Genomic DNA, 24,717 nt, shown 5'->3' with positions numbered 1-24,717 from the left:
CAGGGTTCACGTCGACATACCATGGCAAAACACCGCGAATATCGCATCCTCGGCAAAGATCTCGACCGGCTGAGCCATGTCGAGGGCGCGGGCCACAGCGCGACACGCCCGCTTCTCCGGTTCGGCTTTTGCCTCGGGCTTGTCGTGTTGCTTTTGCTGCTGGCCGCAGCGACGGGAATCCATATTCCGACACCCGCGCCTTTGATCACAGGCTTCGCCGTGGCGGTCTATCTCGGGATGTCGGTCGGAGCCAACGACGTGGCGAACTCCGCCGGTGCGGCGGTAAGTGCGAAGGCAATGCCGCTTTGGCTTGGACTGGCCGCCATCGCTGCAGCGCAGCTTGCCGGGGCGCTGCTTGCGGGCGAGGAGGTGACGCGCACGATTGCGTCGGGCATCTTCGATTCGTCGCAATTCGGCCCGGATGCGCCCTCCGGACGGGTCATGGCCGCCGCGCTGATCGGGGCCGCCATCTGGATCACTCTGGCCAATTGGGCGCGTGCACCGGTTTCCACCACGCATAGCGTGATCGGTGCAATCGCCGGGGCCGCCCTGACCGGCCTGGGAATCGAGGCGATCAATCTGCCGGTACTGGCGAGCATCGCGATAAGCTGGATGATCGCGCCGGTAATCTCGGCAATGATCGCGGCTGCCGTTCTGAGCTTTCTGCGGCGGCGCGTCAAATTCGCCGAGGACAGGCTGACAGCGGCGCGGTTCTGGCTTCCGGCACTGATCGGGCTGACCGGAACCGTGTTTGCCGGATTCCTCCTTGCCCTGCCGGGGCGACCAGAGCCCGGTATCTTTTCACTGCTTGCCTGCGCAGGATTCGGCATCCTGTCGGCAGCCGCATCAAGATGGCAGCTTGAGCGTCAGATCGCGGCAGGTCCGGAAGGAAGCAGGCTGTCGCTGAAAAAGCTGCTGACCGGGCCGCTTGTGGCGACGGCTCTGCTGTCAGGCTTCGCGCATGGTGCCAACGATGTTGCGAATATCGCCGGCCCGCTTTCTGTCATCATGCAATATTCAAACTCGGGATCGTCGCCCTCCCTGACCGTCGCCATCGCCGGGGTCAGCGTTGCGGCAGGGTCTCTGATCTTCGGCCGCAGGCTGGTCCGCATGGTCGGAACTTCGATCACACGGCTGAACCCGACGCGAGCCTTCTGCGCAGCCCTTGCCGCTGCGGCGACGGTGCTTTCATTTTCGGCGCTTGGCCTGCCGGTTTCGACGACGCACTGTACCGTCGGCGGCATCCTCGGCGTCGGGTTTTACCGGGAATGGGAGGATCGCCGCCGCCGCAAATCCCGCGACCTTCTGCCAGCGGAAGAGCTTTACCGCCGCAAGCTGGTCCGCCGCAGCCATGTCTGGACAACCTTTGCCGCTTGGGCCGTGACAGTACCCGGCTCCGGTGCCGCTGCCGCGTTAATTTATACGTTCTTAACAATTCTCAGCTAAGCAGATGAAGCTGGCGAAAAATTGCTCAGCATGTTATTTCACGGAAATAAACGCGGAAAACAAGCGTAGCGAGGCAGAGATGATTCGAGCGATCCGGGCCAGTCTGGCAACGGCCCTGCTTATGGTGTTGGTTGCCTGTGGCAGTGACAGCGCCCCCGCCACTTATAGTGCAGCACCCCAATTTTTAAGTTACGATGGTCCGCAGGTTACACAGGTCGTTGTAAATAAATCAGATCGTCTGATGTTTCTTCTTTCGGACCAGACAATCCTGAAAACATACAAGATCCATCTGGGGAATGAACCCGTCGGCTCCAAGCAATTCGAAGGCGATGGCAAGACCCCCGAGGGCATTTTCTTCGTCGACCGGTTCAATCCGCGTAGCCAGTATCACCTTTCCGTCGGGATCAACTATCCCCGGCCTCAGGACACCGCCCGGGCCATGTCGGTCGGCCGCAAACCGGGTGGGGATATCTTCTTCCACGGTCGCGGCCCCGATGGCGCTGCTGCCGCGCGTGAAAATAAAAACGACTGGACCGCTGGCTGCATCGCGGTCGAGGATGCCGAGATCGAAGAAATATACGCGATGCTTCGGACCGGCACACAAGTTGTCATCAACCCCTGATAAAGCAGATCGGGACAGGGGAGGCTCTTCTGTCCTGACCTTTGCGATTGCGGCGCTGTGCACTCTTCGCCACCGCAGCAACACGGCATGACGGTCCGGGCAAAGACGGCTTGACCCTGAATTCCGGGCAGACCATCAATCTGTCGCAACAGGGCAAGCAGAAGGCAGCGCCGTCATGAAGCTCGAAAACAAGACATTCGATGAAATCGAAACTGGTACCTCTGCCGAGTTGCGGCGGCTGGTCACCCCGGATGATCTGATCGTCTTTGCGACGGCCTCGGGAAACTATAACACAGTCCACCTGCCCGGCTATGATACGGATGGGGACGGCTCGCCCGAGGAAATGGCTCCGGGCATGTTCGTCGCCAGCCTGATCTCGGGTGTGCTGGGGTCGATGCTGCCCGGTCCCGGAACGCTGTATCGCAGCCAGCAACTTTCGTTCCACGACCGCGCCCATGCAGGTGATGAGCTGATCGCGCGGGTCACCGTCACTGATAAGAAAGATGGCGGGCTGATCACCCTGCAAACCGAAGTTATCCGCACCGAAGATGATGCAACCATTGTCAGCGGAGAGGCTCAGGTCATCGCACCCAAGCGTAAATTCCGCGCCGACGACGTCAATGTTCCCGGCCTTCTCGTACAGCGGCATCGTCATTTCGACGCAGTGATCGCTCAGGCCGCGCCCTTGCCCGCACTGACCACCGCAGTGGTCTGCCCGACCGAGCCTCAATCGCTTGGCGGCGCAATTCTGGCCGCAGATGAAAGCATCATCACGCCGATTCTGATCGGTAATGCGGGAAAAATCGCCGAGGCCGCAGCAGAGATCGGCCGCGACATTTCCGCCTTCGAAATCATCGACGAAGCAGATGACGCAGCAGCAGCCCGCCGCGCTTGCGAACTGGTCCATGAAGACCGCGCCGGAGCCGTCATGAAAGGCCATCTGCACACAGACGATCTTCTGCGTGCGCTGCTCAGCAAGGAATACGGGCTGCGCACCGGCCGCCGCTTCACCCATATTTTCGTAATGGACGTCCCCGGAGAGCCGGAACCTCTGATGGTCACCGACGCGGCGATCAACATCTCGCCCGATCTCAAAACCAAGGTGGATATCACGCAGAACGCAATCGATCTGGCCCTGTCCCTTGGAATTGAGCCACGCGTAGGCGTTCTGTCTGCGGTGGAAACGGTGAACCCGGATATCCAGTCTTCGGTCGATGCCGCGCTTTTGTCGAAAATGGCGGAGCGCAGACAGATTCGCGGCGGGGCGGTGGATGGCCCGCTGGCGATGGATAATGCCGTGGATATGGGCGCGGCACGAACGAAAGGGCTGAAAAGCACCGTGGCGGGTCACGCAAATATTCTTGTCGTGCCGGGAATCGACGCCGGAAACATGCTGGCGAAGCAGCTCGCCTATATCAGCCATGCCGAGGCTGCCGGGCTGGTTCTGGGCGCAAAAGTGCCGGTGATCCTGAATTCGCGCTCGGACGATTCGAAATCACGGCTTGCCTCTTGCGCGGTCGCGGCGCTGCACCATTTCCATAAACAGAAGAGCCGGGCATGACACATGCCGCACTGATCCTGAATGCGGGGTCTTCCTCGCTGAAATTCGCAGTCTATGTGGACGCGGATGAAACGCCTGAAGCCAGCGGTCAGGTCGACCGGATCGGCCCCGGACCGGATCACGCAGAGATCACTCTTGCGGATGCCAGCGGAACAGCGCTGCCTGTCAATGCTCCGGGAAGTCTTGAGGATCACCAGCAAGCACTGAACGCGGCGCTTTCCGGTCTGAGGGATAATTTTCCCGATATACAGATCGGCGCGGTGGGCCACAGGGTCGTGCATGGCGGCCCGGATTTTACGGCACCTACTTTGATTGATGACGAGGTTCTGGGCAGGCTGACAGAACTGGAACCGCTTGCCCCGCTTCACCAACCTCACTGCCTTTCCGGGATCAGGGCGGCGCAGGCGGCGTTTCCTGATGCGCAGCAGGTGGCGTGCTTCGACACCTCGTTTCACCGATCAATGCCGCGCCTGAATGAGATTTATGCGATTCCCAGAGAATATTACGATGACGGAATCCGCCGCTACGGATTTCACGGGATAAGCTATGACTATATTTCCGGAGCGTTACGCCAAACCGATCCGCAGCTTTCATCAGGCCGGGTCGTCGTTGCGCATCTGGGGAATGGCGCTTCCTTATGTGCGCTGCGAAACGGGAAATCCGTCGCGACGACAATGGGATTTTCGGCTCTGGACGGTCTGGCGATGGGGACGCGCAGCGGGCAGATAGATCCCGGCGTGTTGCTTTATCTACTGGATCAGGGCATGGCCCCTGCGGACCTGTCCAACATGCTGTATCGCAAATCCGGCCTGCTGGGTCTGTCCGGCCTGTCGAACGACATGCGGACGCTGGAAAACAGCGACCTGCCCGAAGCTGCCGAGGCGGTGTCATATTTCATTCAGCGTTTACAGCGCGGCATCGCCGAGATGGCTGCCGCGATGGAAGGTCTGGACGGCATTGTCTTCACCGCCGGAATTGGTGAGCATTCCGCAAGCATCCGCGCCGAGACATGCCGGGGGCTGGCATGGATGGGCGTGACCCTTGACGATGCGGCAAACCAGAAAGGGGCCGCGGTGATCTCGGCCCCAGAATCGCGGATTGCGGTGCGGGTCATGGCGACACGCGAAGATCTGGTGATCCTGCGTGCCGTGCGAAAACTGGCAGCTTAGGTCCCGGTCATCCCGTCCCAGAAGCTGCGCACCTTGTTGAAGAAGCTTTGCGACTGAGGCGAGTTATCGGCCTTGATCTCATCGAATTCGCGCAGAAGCTCTTTCTGGCGCGCCGTCAGGTTCACCGGAGTTTCCACAACCAGCTCGATCAGCATATCGCCGGGCTCGCCATGAGCGCCCGAGCCATGACGCAAAGGCGGCATACCCTTCCCGCGCAGGCGCATCTGCCGGCCCGACTGGCTGCCGGCAGGCACCCTGACCCGGCTGCGGCCACCGTCGATGATCGGCACCTCAACCTCACCGCCAAGCGCTGCGGTGGTCATGCCGACAGGGACCTGACAGGCCAGCATCCGACCGTCGCGGATGAAGATCTCATGCTCCATCACCGTGACAAAGATATAAAGATCACCGGCAGAACCGCCGCGCAGCCCGGCCTCACCCTCACCGGCCAGCCGGATACGGGTGCCGGTTTCCACGCCCGCCGGGATAGTGACTTGAAGGGCGCGTTTGGTTTCCACCCGGCCCTCACCGTGACAGGAGTTGCACGGATTCTTGACCATCTGGCCCACACCGTTACAGCTTGGGCAAGTGCGCTCGACCGTAAAGAAGCCCTGGCTGGCGCGAACCTTGCCCATGCCTGAACAGGTCGGACAGGTCACGGGTTCGACCGCGCCTTCCGCGCCCGTACCGTTGCATTCCTGACAGGTGACAGAGCCGGGCACATTGATGGTTTTCTGCGCACCCTCATAAGCCTCTTCCAGCGAGACGCTGAGATTATAGCGAAGATCCTGCCCACGCGTGGCCCGTGCACGACCGCCTCCGGCACCGCCGCGACCGCCCATGAAATCGCCGAAAAGATCTTCGAACACATCGGCAAACGCAGTCCCGAAATCGCCCTGAGGCCCCGCGCCGCCACGGCTGAAACCACCGAACCCGCCGCTTCCGTCGAAAGCACCGTGACCGAAACGGTCATAGGCCGCTTTCTTCTGCGGATCCTTCAGACAGTCATAAGCCTCGTTGACTTCCTTGAACTTCGCCTCGGAATCCGGGTCAGAGCCGTTTCGGTCGGGATGAAGCTCTTTCGCCTTGCGGCGATAAGCCTTCTTGATTTCCTCGCCCTCTGCGCCTTTGGACAGGCCGAGCGTTTCATAATAGCAGCGTTTCGCCATTGCGTAGTGCCTCTTTCGCAAGGGCCGGTCAGGGCATAACGCCCCAACCGGCCCCGCCAGTCAGTCGCGCTTACTTGCGCTTGTCATTGTCGAGATCTTCGAAATCGGCATCGACAATGTCGTCATCCACATCGCGCGGCGCGTCGGGATCGGCCTGAGCCTCAGCCTCATCGCCCTGCGCTTTATAGATCGCTTCACCCAGTTTCATGGACGCATCCATGACGTTCTGGATACCGCCCTTGATCTTGCCGGCATCTTCGGTTTTCAGCGCCTCTTCCAAGGCGTTGACCGCCAGCTCGATCGCCTCGACGGTCGAGCCGTCCACCTTGTCGCCATGCTCCTCAAGCGATTTCTTCGTCGAGTGGATCAGGCTTTCGGCCTGATTCCGGACCTCGACCAGCTCGCGGCGGCCCTTATCGGCTTCGGCATTATCTTCGGCATCCTTCACCATCCGTTCGATATCCTCATCGGACAGACCGCCTGAGGCCTGAATGGTGATCTTCTGTTCTTTGCCGGTGCCCTTGTCCTTGGCGGACACGTTCACGATGCCGTTCGCGTCGATATCGAAGGTAACCTCGATCTGTGGCATGCCACGCGGCGCGGGCGGAATATCCTCAAGGTTGAACTGGCCAAGCAGCTTGTTATCGGCCGCCATTTCACGCTCACCCTGGAAGACACGGATCGTCACCGCACCCTGATTATCCTCGGCAGTCGAGAAGACCTGGGATTTCTTCGTCGGAATGGTCGTGTTGCGGTCGATCAGGCGGGTGAACACACCGCCCAGAGTTTCGATCCCAAGCGACAGCGGCGTCACGTCCAGCAGAACAACGTCCTTCACGTCGCCTTGCAGAACGCCGCCCTGAATGGCAGCACCCAGGGCCACGACCTCATCGGGGTTCACGCCCTTATGGGGTTCCTTGCCGAAGAACTTCGTGACCTCTTCGATCACCAGCGGCATCCGGGTCTGACCGCCGACGAGAATCACCTCGTCAATCTCGGATTTCGAAATACCCGCATCCTTCAGAGCATCCTGACAAGGCTTCATGGTCTTCTTGACCAGATCGCCGACCAGACTGTCCAGCTTGGCGCGGGTCAGCTTGACCACCATGTGCAGCGGCGTGCCGGTATCCTTGTCCATCGAGATAAACGGCTGGTTGATTTCGGTCTGGCTCGACGAGGACAATTCGATCTTGGCCTTTTCCGCAGCCTCTTTCAGGCGCTGAAGGGCCATCTTGTCCTTGGTCAGATCGACGCCGTGTTCCTTTTTGAACTCATCCGCCAGATAGTTCACGATCCGCATGTCGAAATCTTCGCCGCCGAGGAAGGTGTCCCCGTTGGTCGATTTCACCTCGAACAGGCCGTCGTCGATTTCCAGAATGGTGATATCGAAGGTACCTCCGCCAAGGTCATAGACCGCGATCGTCTTGCTGTCTTTTTTGTCCAGACCATAGGCCAGTGCGGCGGCGGTCGGCTCGTTGATGATGCGCAGAACCTCAAGCCCGGCGATTTTGCCGGCATCCTTGGTCGCCTGACGTTGCGCGTCGTTGAAATAGGCCGGAACCGTGATCACGGCCTGACTGACCTCTTCCCCGAGATAGGATTCGGCGGTTTCCTTCATCTTGCCAAGGATCATCGCGCTGATCTGAGCGGGCGAATATTTCTCACCCCGGGCTTCAACCCAGGCATCGCCATTACCGCCATCCACGATATCGTAAGGAACGAGCTTCCTGTCCTTCTCGACGGCTGCGTCGCCGATACGGCGACCGATCAGACGCTTTACGGCGAAAATGGTGTTGGTGGGGTTGGTAACGGCCTGACGCTTCGCAGGCTGACCGACCAGCCGCTCACTTTCAGTGAATGCAACAATGGATGGCGTGGTGCGCGCACCTTCCCTGTTCTCGACCACTTTCGGCTGGCTGCCGTCCATGATCGCGATACAGCTATTGGTGGTGCCCAGGTCAATCCCGATGACTTTTGACATGTTCAAACCTCTCTTCTGGCGATTTTGACGGCCCGCGGGTCCGTATGCGGCCCCCGAAGGCCTTATCCCATTGCTTGATCTACCGGCACGCTGGCCGGCTTCGAAGGCTATATAGGAAGGGGATTTTCAGCCTGCAAGCACCGCCGTACCCATGCAGGCGCAGGATTGTCACGAAAAAGAAAAAATGCGCCTATCGCCCGGCCCCCCAGCTGAGCGAAACCCGGCTGCGGGTAAAGAACTCACCCATCAATCCTATCATGGCAAGCGCAAGAGAGCAGTAGATCGGATAGGTCACACTGGAATTATGCGGCGTATAGTTGATGAAGGCGAAACCACGGGTCTGGTCGATGATGTGGAAAAGCGGATTCCAGTCGAACATATTCAGTACCATTGTGGGCATTGTATTCGCCACAAACATCTTACCCGAGCTGATCATATTTGCCCGCGTATATAATTGGCTGATCATCAGGACGCCCTTTGGCCACCAAGGTTGGACCGCTCGAAAAACCATCCCGATACAGCAGCCGGAAAACCATGCCATAAGGAACATGGCGAGACAGGGATAAATTCGATCAATTTCGACCGGCTCGATAAAAGTATTGGTCATCAACAGAAGAACTGCACACGCCAGAAACTGCTGGTACAATACACTAAGCGCCGACGCCGAGATGGTAATTGCCGTATTCAGCGGTACGTGTTTCATCAGCGCAGACACTGAGCCCTCCGCGCCCAACACCGCCCCCAAAGCAGCATTATGGGTCATGAACATGAATATACCGCTCATGATATAAACGAAGAAACTCCCTCGAATTGGAGAGCTGCGAATGCCCAGCGTGGAGAAAATAAGGAGAAACACAGCAACCATAATCATTGCCTTCGAGATCACCATCACCAGACCGACAACCGCATTCCGTTCTGACATGCGCAATTTATAGACGGTCATGTGATAGATCAGCGCAATGGTTGTGAAGGTCGCCTGAAAGACGTTCCTAGTATGGCGCTGCTGGAACATCTTCACCCTCTCTGCCCGAACGGCTTGCCCTGACACATGGCTCGCATCATAAAGAGCCGAAAGCGCCTGCACAATCCGGCAGGCAGTACGTAGTGAATCGGGATACAGGTAATCACATGGACTTCGACAAGCTCACCACGGTCATGCGACGCCTCGCCTTGCAGGCAGGCGACAGGATCATGGACATTTATAATTCGGATGATTTCGAGGTCCGTTCGAAATCGGACAACTCGCCCGTTACGGAAGCCGATGAGGCCGCCGATGCCCTGATCGCCGCCGGGTTGCGCGACGAGTTCCCCGATATCGCGCTCGTGACGGAAGAACAGGCCTCGACGCATAGCCAGATCGCCAGCACTTTCCTGATCGTCGATCCGCTGGACGGGACCAAGGAATTCGTTCAGCGCCGCGGTGATTTCACGGTCAATATCGCCTATGTCGAAGACGGTGTTCCAGTACGCGGAGTGGTCTATGCCCCCGCAAAACAGCGGCTGTTCTACACCACCTCCGATGGCCGCTCAGTCGAGGAAACCGGGCCATTCACCGATAACCCAGGTGAGACCAAGCCGATTGGCGTCAACCCCACACCCGATAATCGCGGCCTGATGGTCGTTGCGTCAAAATCTCACCGCGACGCGGCCACTGACGAATATATCGCACGTTACAAGCTGCGCGACATGACCTCGGCCGGTTCGTCGCTGAAATTCTGCCTTGTCGCAACGGGTGAGGCCGATCTCTATCCCCGCCTCGGGCGCACGATGGAATGGGATACCGCCGCCGGTGACGCCGTCCTGCGCGGCGCAGGTGGAGAGGTCGTGCGCTTCGATGACCATACCCATCTGGAGTATGGCAAGCCCGGTTTTGAAAATCCGTTCTTCATCGCCTATGCGCCGGGCGTATTGCTGGTCAAAGACGACGCCTGATGTCCGTGGTCATCATCATCCCGGCACGTTATGCGTCGTCGCGCTATCCCGGCAAACCTCTGGCTGTTCTGCGCGGTGTGACCGGACAGGCCGCCTCGCTGATTCAGCGTAGCTGGAAGGCCGCATCAGAGGTCTCGGGAATCGACCGGGTCGTAGTAGCAACGGATGATGAGCGGATCCGACGCGCCGCCAGCGAATTCGGGGCCGATGTGGTGATGACCTCGGAAGAATGCCGCAACGGGACAGAACGATGCGCGGATGCTGTCGAAAAACTGGGGATTTCGCCTGAAATCGTGGTGAACCTGCAAGGCGATGCGCCACTGACCCCGTCATGGTTCATCGAAGAACTGGTTTCAGGGCTGCGTGCCGATCCACAGGCCGATCTCGCGACGCCGGTGCTTCGCGCCTCTGGCCAGATGCGGGCGGATCTTCTGGCTGACCGCGCCGCCGGTCGAGTCGGAGGAACCACGGCGGTTTTCGGGGCGCAGATGCAGGGGCTATATTTCTCGAAAGAGGTCATTCCCTTTGCAGGACGCGACTTCGCCCCTGATGAGCCGACGCCGGTCTTTCATCACGTCGGCGTCTACGCCTATCGCCCGGATGTTCTTGCCGCATATCCGCAATGGCCGGAAGGGCGGCTGGAACGGCTGGAAGGACTCGAACAGCTGCGCTTTCTTGAAAACGGGCGGCGCGTTCTATGTGTCGAGGTCGAAGCCCGCGGCCGCCAGTTCTGGGAACTGAATAATCCCGAAGACATCCCGCGCATCGAAGCAATGCTGGCAGAGATGGGCCAGCCGTGACATTCCCGCGCAGCAGCGTCATCGTGATTTCCCGCGGTCGGCCTGAGCATCTGCATTTATGTCTGACCTCGCTTGCTTTACAGGATCATCCGGATTTCGAAATCATCCTTGTCTCGGATGAAGCAGGTCATCAGCAGCGTCCCGATCTTCCCGTAAAGCGCCTGATCTGTGATCAGCCCAATGTCTCCGAGGCCCGTAATATGGGTATCGCGGAAGCTGCCGGCGATATCATTGCCTTCATCGACGACGATGCAGTTGCCGAGCCGGGCTGGCTCAGCCACCTGACCCAGCCATTCCTTGATGACCGGGTGATTGCCTCTACCGGCTGGACACGCGACCGAGACGGGTTTTCCTGGCAGGTCCGCGGGCATTGCATCACGCGGACAGGACTCATCCGCGAAATCCCGAATACAGATCAGACGGTTCTGCTGAAGCCGCAACCGGATGAGGCGGTCAGTACCGTTGGAACAAACTGCGCCTTCCGGGCAACGTCTTTGCGCGAGATCGGCGGCTTTGATCCGGCTTTCTCATTCCATCTGGATGAGTCGGACGTCAATATGCGTATGGCGACTGCCTTTCCCGCAGGGCTGACCGCTATTGTCCCGCAGGCTCAGGTTATCCATGCACGAGCCGATGGCGAGGCACGTCGCAAATCGCAAGCGCCTCTGGATCTGAGCGTGCAAGGCCGTTCTGCTGCCATTTTCACCCGGCGCCACGCTGGCCTGGCTCCCGGCCCGGAACTGATTGCGTCAAAACGTCGCAAATTGATCAGACGGATGCTGGACGGTCAGGTTGAACCGTTGAGGATCGAGCCGCTGCTCGACAGCCTTCGGTGTGGGATGACAAGCGGAGAGAAAGAGCCGCTACCCCCAACGCCGGACCCACGCCATGATCATCCATCCGACTTTCTTCAAGCAGCCACACCCAAACGTGATTGGCAGTTTCTCGCCGGCTGGCACTGGCATGCGGCTGATTTACGCCATAGAGCGGAGGTTGCTGTCAGGGCAGGCAAAATAGTCACGTTGCTTCTCCTTACTCCGAGTTTTCTTCCTCACTATCTACGTCTTACGGAAGGCGGATGGTTCGAACAGATCGGCGGCGTATGGGGGGCGTCGCGATCTGAGGACCCTCCCGCACGGATCTGGAGGAAGGATGTACGGTTGAAGCGCGAACGAGAAATAGCCAAACAGCGGCGGAACCGTTATGTCCGCACAGACGTTCGCGCCTCGTACTCGTCCGGTCAAACGAGCAGACTGTAAATGGGACGATATATGTGCGGTATGAAACTACGAGGGAATACCCAATGAGTCAGAAAGTAACCAAAGCCATTTTTCCTGTCGCTGGTCTCGGAACACGTTTCCTGCCCGCAACCAAGTCGATCCCAAAAGAAATCATGACTCTGGTGGACAGGCCACTTATTCAATACGCAATTGATGAAGCACGCGCGGCAGGGATTGAAGAATTCGTCTTCGTGACCTCGCGGGGAAAAGGTGCGCTGGAGGATTATTTCGACCATGCTCATGAACTTGAAGCCAACCTGAAACGCACGAACAAGGTCGAGCTTCTGGAAACGCTTCGCTCCACCAATATGGATTCGGGTGCGATCGCCTATGTTCGCCAGCACAAGGCGATGGGACTTGGCCACGCGGTATGGTGTGCCCGTCGGCTGGTCTCCAATGACGAACCTGTCGCCGTTATCCTGACCGATGACGTGATCATGGGTGAGCCGCCCTGCCTGCAACAGATGATCGAGGCTCATGCCGAAACCGGCGGGTCGATGGTTGCGACAATGGAAGTCCCGATCGAGAAGACCAAAGCCTATGGCGTTCTCGACGTCGCCGAAGATATGGGCGCGATTGTGAAGGCCAAGGGGCTGGTTGAGAAACCGAAGGAAAATCCGCCGTCGAATCTCGCGGTGATTGGCCGTTATATTCTTGCTCCGACCGTTTTGAATAACCTCAACAAGCTGCGTGAAGGCGCAGGCGGCGAGATCCAGTTGACCGATGCCATCGCGGATGAAATCACGGAAGGCCGCGATGTGTACGGGCTGCGCTTTCGCGGTCAGCGCTATGATTGCGGATCGAAGGCCGGATTCCTTCAGGCGACGGTTGCATTCGGGCTTGAGCGCGACGATCTGCGCGACGAATTCCTGTCCTATCTGACCGAAATCATGTCGCTGCAACGAGCGGCTGAGTAATGTCCGGGAATGTACTGGTGACAGGCGGAGCCGGTTATATCGGCTCTCACGCCTGCAAGGCACTCAGAAATGCCGGGTATACGCCCGTAACCTATGACAGCCTGATCACCGGCTGGCGCGAAGCCGTGAAATTCGGCCCTTTCGAGCAGGGCGATCTGATGGATCGTACCCGGCTTGATGAGGTCTTCGCGACTTATCAGCCGGTCGCTGTCATGCATTTCGCGGCGCTCAGTCAGGTGGGCGAGGCAATGTCGCAGCCGGGGAAATACTGGCGCGGCAATGTCTGCGCGTCTCTGAACCTGATCGAGGCGACGATTGCGGCAGGCGTCAAGGATTTCGTGTTCAGCTCGACCTGCGCGACCTACGGGGATCATGATGGGGTGGTTCTGGATGAGCGGACGACCCAGCTTCCACTGAATGCCTATGGCGCGTCGAAACGCGCGATTGAGGATATGCTGAAGGATTTCGGTGCCTCGGACGGGCTGAACAGCGTCATTTTCCGCTATTTCAACGTGGCAGGAGCCGATCCCGACAGCGAGGTCGGAGAGTTCCATCAGCCGGAAACGCATCTGGTTCCGCTGATCCTCGACGCGATCGACGGCAAGCGCCTGGCGCTGACCATTCACGGGATCGACTACCCGACCGAGGACGGCACCTGTATTCGCGACTATGTTCATGTCATGGATCTGGTCGACGCGCATGTTCAGGGGCTGAACTGGCTTCGTAACGGTAACGGCCCCACGACTGGCGGCGTCGATGTGTTCTGCCTTGGCACAGGTGACGGGTTCTCCGTGCGCGAAGTCGTTGCAGCGGCTGGCTCGGTCACGAACCTGTCGGTCCCAATGGAGGATGGGCCGCGCCGTGCAGGCGATGCGGTCAAGCTTGTCTCGGGCAGCAGGAAAGCACGGGAAGAACTGGGCTGGACGCCGGAGCGCTCGACAATGCCGCAAATGATCCTCGACGCGTGGCGGTGGCATCAGAATGGTGGGTATGGCCGCTGAACCGGCTGCCATTCTGGACGTGTCCCGGCTGGTTTCACGGATCGGGACCGGACCTCTGACCGGTATCGACCGGGTCGAAGCGGCCTGGCTTCGCCATCTCGCGGACCGGCCCTGTCTGCTGCTGTGCCGTATTCCGCGCGGGCAGGCGCTGTTGCCAGCGGAAGCTGCCGCCAAGATTCTGCAGTGGAGCGACGGCGACCTGTCGGATTTCGCTCAAAGCTCCGGCTGGCGGGAAACTCTGGCAAAGCGGCGGGGCATCGCACGGCGCGCGCAGGAAAAGCTGCGTCGCATGGCCCATGCGGTCCTGCCCGTAAATGGTCGCGGCATCCGTAGCCATATTGCCCGGCACCTGCCCGCAGCTGAGTTCTATCTGAATGTCGGGCACAGCAACCTGCTGCCGAAGCTTCTGCACAATCTGGCCGGACTGAAACGTGCGATCATGATCCACGATACGATCCCGCTGGATCATCCTGAATTCTGCCGAACAGGTCAGCCCGCGAAATTCAGGGATCGCTTCATGACGGCGCTGAATATGGCGGATCTTGTCATCGCGATCTCAGAGGCAACCGCCGGGAATATCGAAATCTGGCGGAGGCGTCTTGCAATTACCCGCTCTGCCCCGATCATTGTTGCTCCTATCGGTACGGATCTGACCGATCCCGATCCTTCAACCATCCCGGTCGATTTGGATCTGTCGCACCCGTTTTTCGTCACGCTCGGCACCATAGAGCCGCGGAAAAATCACGCTCTTCTGCTGGATGTCTGGGAGCAGCTTGCAAAGCGGCTTAAGCATGATCAGATACCGCGCCTGCTGATCATCGGTCGCCGAGGCTGGGAAAATCACGACGTGTTCGCTCGGCTCGACGCTTTGCCCCGCGATGCCGCTATCATCGAAATGACCGACCTGCCGGACAGCGCTGTCGCGACCCTTGTGATGCGCTGCCGGGCCTTGCTGATGCCCTCACGCGCCGAGGGGTTCGGGCTTCCCCTGACCGAAGCAGCTGGGCGCGGCACGCCTGTGATCTGTGCACCACTGCCGGTGGCACAGGAACTGCTTGGAAATTACCCGATTTACCTGTCTTCGGACGATGTAAACGGCTGGACGGACAAAATTATACAACTTATAGGCGAAAACACCGCAAAATCGCCCCCTCTTGAGATTCCTGCGTGGACAAGACATTTTAAGATCGTTGAGGGTGCGCTGAACGCGACGCAGGACTGATCATCAACGCTTCGGTGGCAACAAGTGAAACTTCGACTCGGATCCAGCTTGAACGCGCTTCGCCTTCGCGCAATCCGGCAATGGTATCTGGGGCGCGCCATAAGACGTCATAAGCAAGTTGTGCCCGTTAAACTGCGTGTCAGAACGATAGGCCATAATGCTCTCCTGTGTTTTGTCACCCTGAGGAACGAATATGTCCGCTTGCCCTATTTCCTTGATTATTACCGACGCATGGGGATCGGTCACTTCCTGATCGTTGACAACAACTCGGATGATGGAAGCGCAGAGTTTCTTCAAAGTCAGCCCGACGTGTCGCTGTGGCGCACCACCACGAGCTATAAATCTTCCAGATTCGGCATGGACTGGATTAACTGGCTGCTGTTTCGCTATGGCACGGGGCACTGGTGCCTGACTGTCGATCCCGATGAGTTTCTTGTTTTCCCGAACTGTGATACAAGGCCCTTGCAAGCGCTGACTCACTGGATGAGCGCATCAGGCATCCGATCATTTCCTGCCATGCTTCTGGACCTCTATCCGAGGGGCAGAATCGGAGATCAGCCCTATGTCGCTGGTCAGAATCCGATGGAAATCGCGCATTATTTCGATCCCGCAAATTATATGATCCACAAGAATGGCCGCTACGGCAATCTGTGGATTCAGGGAGGCCCCCGTGCACGCAGCTTCTTTGCGTCATCGCCGAAAGAAGCTCCTGCGCTGAATAAGATCCCGCTGATCCGATGGGAACGTCACTATGTCTATATTTCGTCGACGCATATGGCGCTGCCGCGGGCCCTAAACCTCGTTTACGACGAAAACGGTGGTGAGAGGATCTCGGGCGTTTTATTGCATGCCAAGTTCCTGTCGACCCTGATCGAGAAATCCAGCGAGGAGATGCAGCGCGGAGAGCACTATGCCAATAGTGTCGAGTATCGCGCCTATAATCAGGAGTTGCACTCCGACATGGTCTTGCTGACGCCGGAATCGCGCAGTTTCGAGGATTGGCGTCAGTTGGAAGAACTTGGGCTGATGTCACTGGGAAACTGGGTATGATGCCGCCAGCCGCGAGACTTGGGGTAATATTCCTGTGCCATGACGATTTGCATGTCGCAGCCAAGATGGTCCGTATCTGGCATGACGGCGGCGCCGCCGTTGCGATTCACGTCGACCGCCGAACACCGGATGATCAATACGAGGTTATGAAACATGTTTTGTCCGATCTAAAGGACCTCCAATGGGTGCCCAGGGGTGAGTGCCATTGGGGCATGTTCTCAATGGTCAGGGCGACGCAGAATTCGGCCGAAGTCCTGCTTGAACGGTTTCTGGATGTAACACATGTCATCGTGGCATCCGGAAGCTGCCTTCCCCTGAGGCCCGTCAGAGAACTGACAGATTATCTTACACGACACGCTAATGTGGATTTCATCGAAAGTGTCAGCGCCGAGGATGTCGGTTGGACGGTCGGGGGACTCAACAGCGAACGTTTCCGCCGCTTCTTCCCGTTCTCCTGGCGTAAACGTCGGCGCTTATTCGATCTTACGGTTAATCTGCAACGTTGGCTGCGCATCAGACGCAGATTGCCACAAGGGGTCGTCCCGCATTTAGGCTCGCAATGGTGGTGCCTGACGCGCAAAACACTCAGCGCTATTCTGAACGATCCGCACCGCAAGATATATGACCGCTTTTTCTACTGGGTCTGGATTCCGGATGAAGCCTATTTCCAATCTCTGGTGCGCCTGCATTCGACCCGGATCGAAAGCCGATCACTTACATTGTCGAATTTCGATGATCAGGGAAAACCCTATATTCTCTACAGCGATCATGCAGACATGCTGGCTCTCTCACGCTGCTTCGTTGCGCGCAAGATCTGGTCCGGTGCGCATGAGCTGTTTGCCCGATTTCCGGAAGATGCCGGACCGGAGAACTCTGCAGACGAACCTAACCCGGTCAGCATGGAACGCATGATCGCCGCCGCCGTGGCTCGGCGCAAATTGGGACGTCCCGGACTGTACATGCAAAGCCGCTATCCGCGAAAAGACCGCGAAAACGGCAAGACCTCTGCACCTTACGCGGTTCTGCAGGGTTTCAGCGATCTTTATCCCGATTTCGAGAGTTGGCTCAAGCCGCGCGTTGAGGGCGATGTCCATGGACATATTCTCGCGCCCGACATGGTAGAGTTCGCCGGTCGTCCTGAATGCGGCCCTGGAGCGCTGCCCAGCCACCCCGCCAGCAGAGATTACGATCCGGTGGGGTTCCTGACAAGCCTGATCAGGATCTCGGATAGGATGCAGATCTTCCAGATGAGTCCGCGCGATCTTCAGGATCTCAACTGGTTCATGGTCACCGACCCGAATGCAACGATACGGATCATCACCGGCGCATGGGTCGTCCCTCTTATGCATTCCGATATGCCATTCGACGATGTCAGACGCGCGGCGGCTCGGCTTCAGCGCATTGAGCTTGAACAGCTTGAGATCCTACGCTCTGTCTGGGTAAAAGCGGATGTCCAGATCTGGGAGCTTTCCGACTTTGCCGCCCGCCCGGCAGCGATCCTGCAACGCGTCGTGCGCGATATAACGCCGGGAAGCTGGCCGCTTTATGATCAGCCGCCCGTGCAGCGCGATATCGAAGAGATCGGCCGCTTCCTGCAGCGCCTCCGCAATGCCGGGCTACAGCCGCGCCTGATGGGAGAATTCCCTGCCACACGATCTCAACGGGAATGGAATGTCTGATTTTAACAGCTTCGTAATTTTCGCCGGGATGCGCACCGGCTCGAACCTGCTTGAGGCGTCCCTGAACGCGATCAAGCATGTCACCTGCTTCGGAGAGGCGTTCAACCCCTATATGCTCGGCTGGCCGAATACCGATCAGATCCGCGGTGTGACGATGGATGAGCGCGAAGCCGACCCTCACCGCCTGCTGAACTCCATCACCGAGCGAGAAAGTCATCTGTCCGGATTTCGCTATTTCCACGATCACGATCCGCGTGTCCTTGACGCAATCCTGCAAAACCATCGCTGCGCCAAGATCATCCTCAGCCGCAATCCGCTGGACAGCTATGTCTCGACCGAGCTTGCGCGGAAAACCAATCAGTGGAAGCTGAACGAAACCGAGCGACCCATCGCGGCCGCCATAGAGTACGACAGCGAAGCGTTCCGGCAAATGCTGGCCGCGACCCAGGGCTTTCAAAGCCGGGTCCTCCATGCGCTGCAGGCATCCGGTCAGACACCGTTCCTGCTGCATTACGATGATCTGCGCGACAGCGAGGTGCTGACCGGGCTGCTTCACTGGCTGGGACGCAAGGATCTGGAAAAGGTCGAAGCCGCCTCGGATCAGGTCCCTCAGAACCCACGCGACATGTCCCAGAAGGTCACGAATTTCGCCGAGATGCAGCATGATCTCGCATCGCTGGATCCGTTCCGGCTTTCCCGGATACCCAGCTTCGAACCGCAGCGCGGCCCCGCCGTCCCCAGCTTTATTGCCACCGAAGCAGGGCATGGCCTGATCTATATGCCGGTCCGCGGAGGCCCCACTGCGGCAATAATCAACTGGATGAAATCGGCAGGCGACACGCAAAGCGACTTCAACCAGAACCGGCTGCGACGCTGGCTTCGCGAGCATCCGGGTCATCGCAGCTTCACCGTGCTGCGTCACCCGCTGTTTCGCGCATGGGCCGCGTTCACCCATCTTCTGGAGAACTCGGAACCCGCCCTGCGGCAGAACCTGCGCGACATTCACAGGCTGGAGATCCCTGTGAACAGCTCGGATGCGCCGCTGACAGAGGAAAATCAGATCCAGATATTCCCCGAATTCATTGCCTTCCTGCGGAGGAATCTACAGGGACAGACCAGCCTTCCCGTCCTGCCGATCTGGGCTTCCCAAAGCGAGGTTCTGGCCGGGTTTGCGAAGTTTCGTTCGCCGGATGTGGTGCTGCGGGAAACCGATCTGGCGGATGATCTTGACTGGCTCGCCCGCTCGGCGAATATCGACCCGGTGCCGCCGCTTGTCAGTAACGAAAACATACCCGATTTCCTGAACGACCCTGCCCTGCAAAGCGCCGCGCGATCAGCCTATCAGAAAGATTATGTTCAATTCGGGTTCTCTGGCGAAATACCGACCGACAGGTGAAAATATCCCGCGATCCTGTCGTGAGCGGCTATGGTTCTTCAGTGTTCGCCTTGTGAGCCAACTGATCAAGCGCCTGAACCCGCCCAAACGCGATCGCCGCTTCCTTTCGCGCCTGCTCCAGACCCGGTCGGATATCCGCCAGTTCGGATTCGACCTGCGCCAGTGCCGCCGCAGCATAACCCGCTTCAAGACTGAACAGACGCAGTTCAGCCAGCGAACATGAAGAACCCTGCGAAAAAGCAGCGTTCAGTTTTGCTTTAAACAGATCCCTGCGTGCATTCATTGCTGCGACCTGCTTGCGATAGGCCGCAAGACGGCGAAGCTGGGGATCTGCCTTCAGTTCCGCCAGACGCGCAAGCCGGGTCAGCATGATGGCGTTCTCTACCATCCCTGCCGCGCCTTTTCACGCATGGCTTCGGCAAACCGGATCGCCGCTGCAACGGCCGCAAAGTGATCACGCATGATCTCATCCCCGAGCCGCACCGAGGCATGGATTGCCCGGGCCGATGGCGGATCGGGCCAGATCGGCACCTTATGATCATTCGCGCGTTCACGGATACGCAGCGCAATGTCGTCAACCCCCTTGGCGACACAGACCGGAGCCCTGCCGCTGCCGCGTTTCCACTGCAAAGCCACCGCATAATGGGTCGGGTTCACAATCACCACATCCGCTGTTTCGACATCGGCAAGCATAGAGCTCATCACGATATCGACAGATTTCTGACGCCGCGCGGCCTTCATATAAGGATCGCCCTCGCTCTCTTTCATCTCATCCTTGAGTTCTTTCAGAGACATGCGATTGCGGCGATGGAAATCGTGGTGTTTCCAGAACAGATCAAACAGCGCAAAAACGACCGAGATTGATACTGCCAGCAGGAAGGCACGCCAGAGCACCACGCGCAAAGCCGCGACCCATGCGGTATCGTCATAGGCAACGGTCAGAACCGGCAGCATATCGCGAAACAGCAGCCATCCGCCAATGCCCACCGCGGACGCCTTTCCGGCCGAGATCGCAAAATTGACCAACCCTGTCCTGCCGAACTTCTGTTTTGCATTCTTGACCGGGTTGATGCGCGAGATATCCAAGGCGAGCTTGCTGGGAACAAAGACGAGCCCCCGCTGAACGATCAGCCCCATCAGGATCACTGTCGCCGGAATCGTGGCCAGCCCCAGCACAATAAGCGAAGCCAGCCGCCAGGTAACGGTCGCCGCATCCCATTCAGCAAGGTCAGCAGAATCATGTCGCGATGTGCCAATCTCATGCCATAGCAACGCGGCTGAATTGGTCCAAATTGGCACAGCCCAGTTCATCGCCACGGCCCCCGCAGCGACAGAACCCAGATAAGCAAGCGCAGCGTTAACCTCGGTCGAGCGCGGAAAATCGCCCTTTTCTCGGGCCTTGCGCAGCTTCTGTTCCGTCGCATCGAACTGCTTTTCACTGTCTTCTTCGCTCATGCGTGACCGCCCGCATCGGAATGCAGAGCCTTCATCGCCACATCCCCTCCTCGAACACGGCGCGAGCCCATTCCGCAAGCAGCGCAGGCGAGAGGAACGCCAGACCGGCGAGAGCCAGCAAGATGATTGCAGGGGCGCCGATAAACACCACGGGCAAGGTCGGCATCACCCGGTTCACGATCCCGGTCAGCAGTTGGTACAGCAGACCGCCAAGAATGAACGGAGCAGCCAGAAGCATCGCAATAACGAAAGAACGCGCGGTCAATGCGACCACATTTTGCGTGATTTCGGACAGGACCACATCGCCGCCTGGCGGAAAGACAAGATAGCTTTGCGCGATCAGATCGATCAGCATCATGGGCAGCCCCATCGCCATCAGCACGGCCAGACCGGCAAGATACAACAGATTTCCGACCGGATGCGGCGCGGCCTCTGTTCCCGTTCCGATCAGTTGAGACAGGGATGCTGTTGCCGCAAGCGCAGATGACGCCGTATGAAGCGAGAACGCGATCAACCGTGCCGGCAAGGCAGCAAGAAACCCGGCCATAAGCTCTTGAACGGCATCCACAGCAAGACCGGCAGGCCCGGTCGGCAGGCTAAACTGTGGCGGCGAGAGCGCATAAGCCATCGGAGCAAGCATGACAGCAAGCGCGATCCTCAGTCTGACCGAAAGAAGCCGTTCGGACAATGCTGGCAGCATCAGGATAAGAGCCTGTACACGCAGATAAGCCAGCAAAAGTGGAAACAGGAACGCGGACAGATCAGGCGACATCATCCAACCTCGATCGAGCCAAGCAGATTGATATCCGCCGCCGGATCGATATCGCCCAACCCCAGCACAGGCACAGTCACACCGTGAGAGCGCAGTATATTCCGGATCTGTCGCCGGCGATGGTCGGGCGCGGCGATGATCGGGTCTGCACCGGCATCTACACTGGCAAGCCGCGATTTGACGCGATCGGTCAGCCTGCGGGCCAATTCCGCGACGGGCAGCTCGGTCGCGCCGCGCTTTATGCCCTCATCTATCGTAACGAACTCAGCCTCCCATCCGGGGTGAAGCTGAACCAGATTAAGCCTGCCTGATGCCGACAGCATTCGCTGCGTGATCTGGCCCCGAAGCCTGGGGCGGATCGCTTCGAATACCGCATCCGGAGACCCCGCGCCGCGGAATTCATGGATCGCATCGGTGATCAGCGGCAGGTTGCGGATCGACAGGCCTTCATCCAGCATCTGCCTGAGAACCCCCAGAAGCAATTCAGGCGCGATTTTTTCGGGGATCATACTGTCAAAATACGTACGATATGAACTTGCCCGCGCCGGATCGGACATCTCTTTCAGTTCCGAGATCAAACGCTGCAACGCGGTCAGCGTCAACAACTCGCTGAGATTGGATTTCACGACTTCCATCAGATGGGTCGAAAGCACCTCCATCGGCGTAACGATTGTCGCACCTGAAATCGTCGCATCCTCCCGGCGGTCAGTATCTATCCATTTCGCCTGTGCAGCGAAAACCGGCTCTCGGATTTCCGGCCCGTCCAGCACAGAAAGCGCCGCATCGTCCCCAAGCGCCAGCAAACGCCCGATCTCAAGCCTGCCACGGCCACGAGCAATTCCGTGGATACGGATCTGATATTCGTCACGCGCACAATCGCCGTCATCAGTGATGCGCACCTCCGGCATGACAATGCCGAAACTACGCGCCATATAGCTTCTGAGATTTCCGATCCGCGTCGCCAGCCCACGCCCGGAATCAAGCGCGTCCATGACCAGATCACTGCCGATCTCAACCGTGATTTCGTCCATATCGAGATCGTCCCCTATGCGCCTCACCGCAGGAGGGTCGGGCAGAGCATCTACCTGTTCAGTCCGTACAGCCGATTTGCGCCGGCGCCGGATCAGCACCGCTGTAACAGCCAGTACCGCGGACAGACCGATAAAGAGGAGGCCGGGCATCCCCGGTATCGCGGCCATCAGAAGCATTGTGCCGGACACAACCGCTGGCGCTCTCCAATCGGCAAGCGCCTGACCCAAAATGAGGGTTGAGGTTTCCTCGGTCGCTCCGCCACGGGACAAAAGAAGCGCTGCAGCCATTGAGGTAATCAGAGACGGGACCTGACTGACCAACCCATCCCCGATTGTCAGGCGGGAATAGCTGTCCAGAGCCTGACCGACCGGCAGTCCATGAACGATCACGCCCATCGCGATTCCGACCAGCAGGTTTATCAGCGTAATCACGATACCGGCAATCGCATCGCCCTTCACGAATTTCGATGTTCCGTCCAGAGAGCCGAAAAAGCTGATCTCGCGTTGATCATTGCCACGCCTGCGACGAGCCTCGGCGTGATCAATCGCCCCCGAACTGAGATCACCGTCAATCGCCAGCTGCTTCCCCGGCAGGCTGTCCAAAGCGAACCGCGCGGACACCTCGGCCATCCGTCCGGCGCCTTTTGTGATCACAATGAAGTTTACCGCTGAAATCACCGCGAAAATCGTGATCCCGATCATCAGCGAGCCACCGGCGACAAACTGCGAGAACCCGCTGATGACATGGCCGGCTGCGCCGCTGCCCGTATGTCCCTCCGACAGGATCAGCCGCGTCGATGAAACATTCAGCGACAGGCGGATGACCAGCGATATCAGAAGCAGAACCGGAAAAGCCTGAAAATCCGTCGGCTTCTCAACCGTCGAGGCCATCACCAGAATCATTGTCGCTGTGGCGATGGAAAGCGCGATTCCCAGATCCAGAAGCCCCGCCGGGATTGGGATCACCATCGTGAGTACGATCAGAACCAGCCCGGAGGTAATCGCCACCCCTTTTATATTGCCCGCAGGCCCCGCTTCGCTGCGTGGTTCAACCCTCATTTCTCGGCTGAAACCTGTGCTGACGCAGTATCATTCATGTTCCGGTCAGTTTGGGATGTTCCGCTCTCTGCGTTAAAAACATAGCGATGAAGATCAAGCGCCGGGCCTGTCAGCAGGCCGGAGCGCCGTAAATACACCACGATCTGCATCCGCTCTTCTGGCGATGCCATGCGGCGGACACGCAGCAGAAAATCGGGCGGCACCGCCTTTCCAGCAAGGACCAAGGCATCAATTTCTTCCGTCATTTCCGCCAGTTCCGGGACGGGTACAAGGCTGAGGCTGGCCGCGAGAAAACCTGCCAGCACCATCACGCCGCCCTCTTGATGTCACGCAAGGCGTTTTCCAGCGTAACGAAGCTTGGCCTGACATCCTCGGGCGCTGACTGACGCCCCACCTCGACGCATAAATTCGTCGCGTGCTGGTGCAGGCTGGCGACCATCACCGATTTGATCACGTCGAAAAATGACATATCGTGCTTGCAAACGTCGCCCAGGCGCTGCGCAAGCGGAGCAACCAGACCATAGGCCAGAAATACGCCCAGAAATGTGCCCACAAGCGCCGAGCCGATCATCTCTCCAAGCACTTCCGGTGGCTTGTCGATCGAGCCCATCGTCTTGATCACACCCAGCACAGCCGCCACGATACCCAAAGCCGGTAACGCATCCGCCATCGATTGCAGGGCATGCGGGACATGCATCTGCTCTTCCCGGATCAGTGCGATGCGTTTGCCCAGAACATCCTCGACCTGATACGGGTCGTCATAGTTCAGGCTTGTCGATCGCAACGTGTCCGCGATGATGGATACGGCCTCATGGTGTGCCAGAATACGCGGATAAATCTTGAATATCTCACTGCTTTCAGGGTTTTCGATATGCTCCTCAAGCTCAACCGGGTTGCTGCGCGCCAACCGCAGAAGCTGGAACATCAGGCAGAGCAGGTCTTCATGATCCCCGGCCTGCCAGACCGGCCCCTTGAACGCCCGCACCAGAGCCGGGCCGGTGTGCTTCAGAACGGCGCCGCTGTTGGACAAAATATAAGAGCCGACAGCCGCGCCGCCGATAATCATCATTTCAAAGGGAAGCGCGTGAAGGATCACACCCATCTTGCCGCCTGAAAGCGCGTAGCCGCCGAAGACCATGACCAGAGTCAGCACGATGCCGAGGACACCAAACATC

At 58.6% G+C, this 24,717-nt stretch carries 22 protein-coding genes; 13 read left to right on the top strand and 9 right to left on the bottom strand.

What is annotated here, in order from left to right; all coding sequences use genetic code 11:
• The first annotated feature begins 21 nt into the window (after positions 1–21).
• From PAE61_RS16860 to PAE61_RS16845, 4 genes are all read left to right on the top strand, one after another.
• Positions 22–1,446 (top strand): inorganic phosphate transporter, encoded by a 1,425-nt coding sequence (locus PAE61_RS16860; protein WP_271113496.1) that lies wholly within the window; start codon positions 22–24, stop codon positions 1,444–1,446.
• A 4-nt stretch (positions 1,447–1,450) separates the two neighbouring features.
• A complete protein-coding gene (locus tag PAE61_RS16855; protein ID WP_353620366.1) occupies positions 1,451–2,068 on the top strand; it encodes a L,D-transpeptidase family protein in 618 nt (205 codons plus the stop codon).
• Between the two features lie 175 nt (positions 2,069–2,243).
• Positions 2,244–3,629: a bifunctional enoyl-CoA hydratase/phosphate acetyltransferase gene (locus PAE61_RS16850; RefSeq protein WP_271113495.1), complete on the top strand. Its 1,386-nt coding sequence runs from the start codon at positions 2,244–2,246 to the stop codon at positions 3,627–3,629.
• Positions 3,626–4,798: an acetate/propionate family kinase gene (locus PAE61_RS16845; protein WP_271113494.1), complete on the top strand. Its 1,173-nt coding sequence runs from the start codon at positions 3,626–3,628 to the stop codon at positions 4,796–4,798. The genes PAE61_RS16850 and PAE61_RS16845 overlap by 4 nt, the downstream gene beginning before the upstream one ends.
• Here the strand turns inward: PAE61_RS16845 and dnaJ are convergent.
• The 3 genes from dnaJ to PAE61_RS16830 form a co-directional block, all read right to left on the bottom strand.
• Positions 4,795–5,967, bottom strand: a complete 1,173-nt coding sequence (dnaJ, locus tag PAE61_RS16840; protein WP_271113493.1) for a molecular chaperone DnaJ — start codon at positions 5,965–5,967, stop codon at positions 4,795–4,797. The genes PAE61_RS16845 and dnaJ overlap by 4 nt on opposite strands.
• A 70-nt stretch (positions 5,968–6,037) precedes the next feature.
• The gene (gene dnaK, locus PAE61_RS16835; protein ID WP_271113492.1) at positions 6,038–7,948 is read right to left on the bottom strand and encodes a molecular chaperone DnaK; all 1,911 of its coding nucleotides are present in this window, start codon (positions 7,946–7,948) and stop codon (positions 6,038–6,040) included.
• A gap of 190 nt (positions 7,949–8,138) precedes the next feature.
• Positions 8,139–8,960: an ABC transporter permease gene (locus PAE61_RS16830; RefSeq protein WP_271113491.1), complete on the bottom strand. Its 822-nt coding sequence runs from the start codon at positions 8,958–8,960 to the stop codon at positions 8,139–8,141.
• Between the two features lie 116 nt (positions 8,961–9,076).
• Here PAE61_RS16830 and cysQ point away from each other — a divergent pair, with 116 nt between their 5' ends.
• The 9 genes from cysQ to PAE61_RS16785 all read left to right on the top strand — a co-directional run bounded on the left by cysQ (position 9,077) and on the right by PAE61_RS16785 (position 19,225).
• A complete protein-coding gene (gene cysQ, locus PAE61_RS16825) occupies positions 9,077–9,880 on the top strand; it encodes a 3'(2'),5'-bisphosphate nucleotidase CysQ (RefSeq protein WP_271113490.1) in 804 nt (267 codons plus the stop codon).
• Complete coding sequence (kdsB, locus tag PAE61_RS16820) at positions 9,880–10,680, top strand: 3-deoxy-manno-octulosonate cytidylyltransferase (RefSeq protein WP_271113489.1); 801 nt, start codon at positions 9,880–9,882, stop codon at positions 10,678–10,680. The genes cysQ and kdsB overlap by 1 nt, the downstream gene beginning before the upstream one ends.
• Positions 10,677–11,939: a glycosyltransferase family 2 protein gene (locus PAE61_RS16815; RefSeq protein WP_271113488.1), complete on the top strand. Its 1,263-nt coding sequence runs from the start codon at positions 10,677–10,679 to the stop codon at positions 11,937–11,939. The genes kdsB and PAE61_RS16815 overlap by 4 nt, the downstream gene beginning before the upstream one ends.
• A 44-nt stretch (positions 11,940–11,983) precedes the next feature.
• Positions 11,984–12,877 carry a UTP--glucose-1-phosphate uridylyltransferase gene (locus PAE61_RS16810; RefSeq protein ID WP_271113487.1) on the top strand — a complete coding sequence of 298 codons (894 nt, stop codon included), beginning with the start codon at positions 11,984–11,986 and terminating at the stop codon, positions 12,875–12,877.
• A complete protein-coding gene (gene galE / locus PAE61_RS16805) occupies positions 12,877–13,878 on the top strand; it encodes a UDP-glucose 4-epimerase GalE (RefSeq protein ID WP_271113486.1) in 1,002 nt (333 codons plus the stop codon). Before PAE61_RS16810 ends, galE begins: the two co-directional genes overlap by 1 nt.
• Positions 13,868–15,100, top strand: coding sequence for a glycosyltransferase family 4 protein (locus PAE61_RS16800; RefSeq protein WP_271113485.1), 1,233 nt, complete (start codon positions 13,868–13,870; stop codon positions 15,098–15,100). Before galE ends, PAE61_RS16800 begins: the two co-directional genes overlap by 11 nt.
• Positions 15,101–15,301: 201 nt before the next feature.
• A complete protein-coding gene (locus PAE61_RS16795; protein WP_491899767.1) occupies positions 15,302–16,150 on the top strand; it encodes a glycosyltransferase family 2 protein in 849 nt (282 codons plus the stop codon).
• Positions 16,147–17,829 carry a DUF5927 domain-containing protein gene (locus tag PAE61_RS16790; RefSeq protein WP_271113483.1) on the top strand — a complete coding sequence of 561 codons (1,683 nt, stop codon included), beginning with the start codon at positions 16,147–16,149 and terminating at the stop codon, positions 17,827–17,829. The genes PAE61_RS16795 and PAE61_RS16790 overlap by 4 nt, the downstream gene beginning before the upstream one ends.
• Complete coding sequence (locus PAE61_RS16785) at positions 17,822–19,225, top strand: hypothetical protein (RefSeq protein ID WP_271113482.1); 1,404 nt, start codon at positions 17,822–17,824, stop codon at positions 19,223–19,225. Before PAE61_RS16790 ends, PAE61_RS16785 begins: the two co-directional genes overlap by 8 nt.
• 28 nt (positions 19,226–19,253) lie before the next feature.
• Here the strand turns inward: PAE61_RS16785 and PAE61_RS16780 are convergent, their stop codons facing one another.
• From PAE61_RS16780 to motA, 6 genes are read right to left on the bottom strand one after another with little or no spacing between them, the layout of a single operon-like run.
• A complete protein-coding gene (locus tag PAE61_RS16780) occupies positions 19,254–19,613 on the bottom strand; it encodes a hypothetical protein (protein WP_271113481.1) in 360 nt (119 codons plus the stop codon).
• A complete protein-coding gene (gene flhB / locus PAE61_RS16775; protein WP_271113480.1) occupies positions 19,607–20,680 on the bottom strand; it encodes a flagellar type III secretion system protein FlhB in 1,074 nt (357 codons plus the stop codon). Before flhB ends, PAE61_RS16780 begins: the two co-directional genes overlap by 7 nt.
• Before the next feature lie 31 nt (positions 20,681–20,711).
• Positions 20,712–21,452: a flagellar biosynthetic protein FliR gene (locus PAE61_RS16770; RefSeq protein WP_271113479.1), complete on the bottom strand. Its 741-nt coding sequence runs from the start codon at positions 21,450–21,452 to the stop codon at positions 20,712–20,714.
• Complete coding sequence (locus PAE61_RS16765; protein WP_271113478.1) at positions 21,452–23,542, bottom strand: flagellar biosynthesis protein FlhA; 2,091 nt, start codon at positions 23,540–23,542, stop codon at positions 21,452–21,454. The genes PAE61_RS16770 and PAE61_RS16765 overlap by 1 nt, the downstream gene beginning before the upstream one ends.
• Entirely contained in the window at positions 23,539–23,853 is a 315-nt protein-coding gene (locus PAE61_RS16760) for a hypothetical protein (RefSeq protein WP_271113477.1), read from the bottom strand. Before PAE61_RS16760 ends, PAE61_RS16765 begins: the two co-directional genes overlap by 4 nt.
• Complete coding sequence (gene motA / locus PAE61_RS16755) at positions 23,850–24,716, bottom strand: flagellar motor stator protein MotA (RefSeq protein ID WP_271113476.1); 867 nt, start codon at positions 24,714–24,716, stop codon at positions 23,850–23,852. The genes PAE61_RS16760 and motA overlap by 4 nt, the downstream gene beginning before the upstream one ends.
• Position 24,717: the final 1 nt, after the last annotated feature.

It is taken from the genome of Paracoccus aerodenitrificans (assembly GCF_027913215.1).
GTDB lineage: Bacteria > Pseudomonadota > Alphaproteobacteria > Rhodobacterales > Rhodobacteraceae > Paracoccus > Paracoccus aerodenitrificans.
Note: the sequence above shows the minus strand (reverse complement) of the source record. Positions and strands in the feature narration are given on the sequence as shown.

Bases quoted from the DNA above. Each gene is read 5' to 3' on its own strand.
- PAE61_RS16810 (WP_271113487.1), top strand. From the start codon at position 11,984: ATGAGTCAGAAAGTAACCAAAGCCATTTTTCCTGTCGCTGGTCTCGGA.
- PAE61_RS16785 (WP_271113482.1), top strand. From the start codon at position 17,822: ATGTCTGATTTTAACAGCTTCGTAATTTTCGCCGGGATGCGCACCGGC.
- flhB (WP_271113480.1), bottom strand. From the start codon at position 20,680: ATGAGCGAAGAAGACAGTGAAAAGCAGTTCGATGCGACGGAACAGAAG.
- PAE61_RS16845 (WP_271113494.1), top strand. From the start codon at position 3,626: ATGACACATGCCGCACTGATCCTGAATGCGGGGTCTTCCTCGCTGAAA.
- motA (WP_271113476.1), bottom strand. From the start codon at position 24,716: ATGTTTGGTGTCCTCGGCATCGTGCTGACTCTGGTCATGGTCTTCGGC.
- dnaK (WP_271113492.1), bottom strand. From the start codon at position 7,948: ATGTCAAAAGTCATCGGGATTGACCTGGGCACCACCAATAGCTGTATC.
- dnaJ (WP_271113493.1), bottom strand. From the start codon at position 5,967: ATGGCGAAACGCTGCTATTATGAAACGCTCGGCCTGTCCAAAGGCGCA.
- PAE61_RS16855 (WP_353620366.1), top strand. From the start codon at position 1,451: ATGAAGCTGGCGAAAAATTGCTCAGCATGTTATTTCACGGAAATAAAC.
- galE (WP_271113486.1), top strand. From the start codon at position 12,877: ATGTCCGGGAATGTACTGGTGACAGGCGGAGCCGGTTATATCGGCTCT.
- PAE61_RS16770 (WP_271113479.1), bottom strand. From the start codon at position 21,452: ATGTCGCCTGATCTGTCCGCGTTCCTGTTTCCACTTTTGCTGGCTTAT.
- PAE61_RS16780 (WP_271113481.1), bottom strand. From the start codon at position 19,613: ATGGTAGAGAACGCCATCATGCTGACCCGGCTTGCGCGTCTGGCGGAA.
- cysQ (WP_271113490.1), top strand. From the start codon at position 9,077: ATGGACTTCGACAAGCTCACCACGGTCATGCGACGCCTCGCCTTGCAG.
- PAE61_RS16765 (WP_271113478.1), bottom strand. From the start codon at position 23,542: ATGAGGGTTGAACCACGCAGCGAAGCGGGGCCTGCGGGCAATATAAAA.
- PAE61_RS16800 (WP_271113485.1), top strand. From the start codon at position 13,868: ATGGCCGCTGAACCGGCTGCCATTCTGGACGTGTCCCGGCTGGTTTCA.
- PAE61_RS16850 (WP_271113495.1), top strand. From the start codon at position 2,244: ATGAAGCTCGAAAACAAGACATTCGATGAAATCGAAACTGGTACCTCT.
- PAE61_RS16790 (WP_271113483.1), top strand. From the start codon at position 16,147: ATGATGCCGCCAGCCGCGAGACTTGGGGTAATATTCCTGTGCCATGAC.
- PAE61_RS16860 (WP_271113496.1), top strand. From the start codon at position 22: ATGGCAAAACACCGCGAATATCGCATCCTCGGCAAAGATCTCGACCGG.
- PAE61_RS16830 (WP_271113491.1), bottom strand. From the start codon at position 8,960: ATGTTCCAGCAGCGCCATACTAGGAACGTCTTTCAGGCGACCTTCACA.
- kdsB (WP_271113489.1), top strand. From the start codon at position 9,880: ATGTCCGTGGTCATCATCATCCCGGCACGTTATGCGTCGTCGCGCTAT.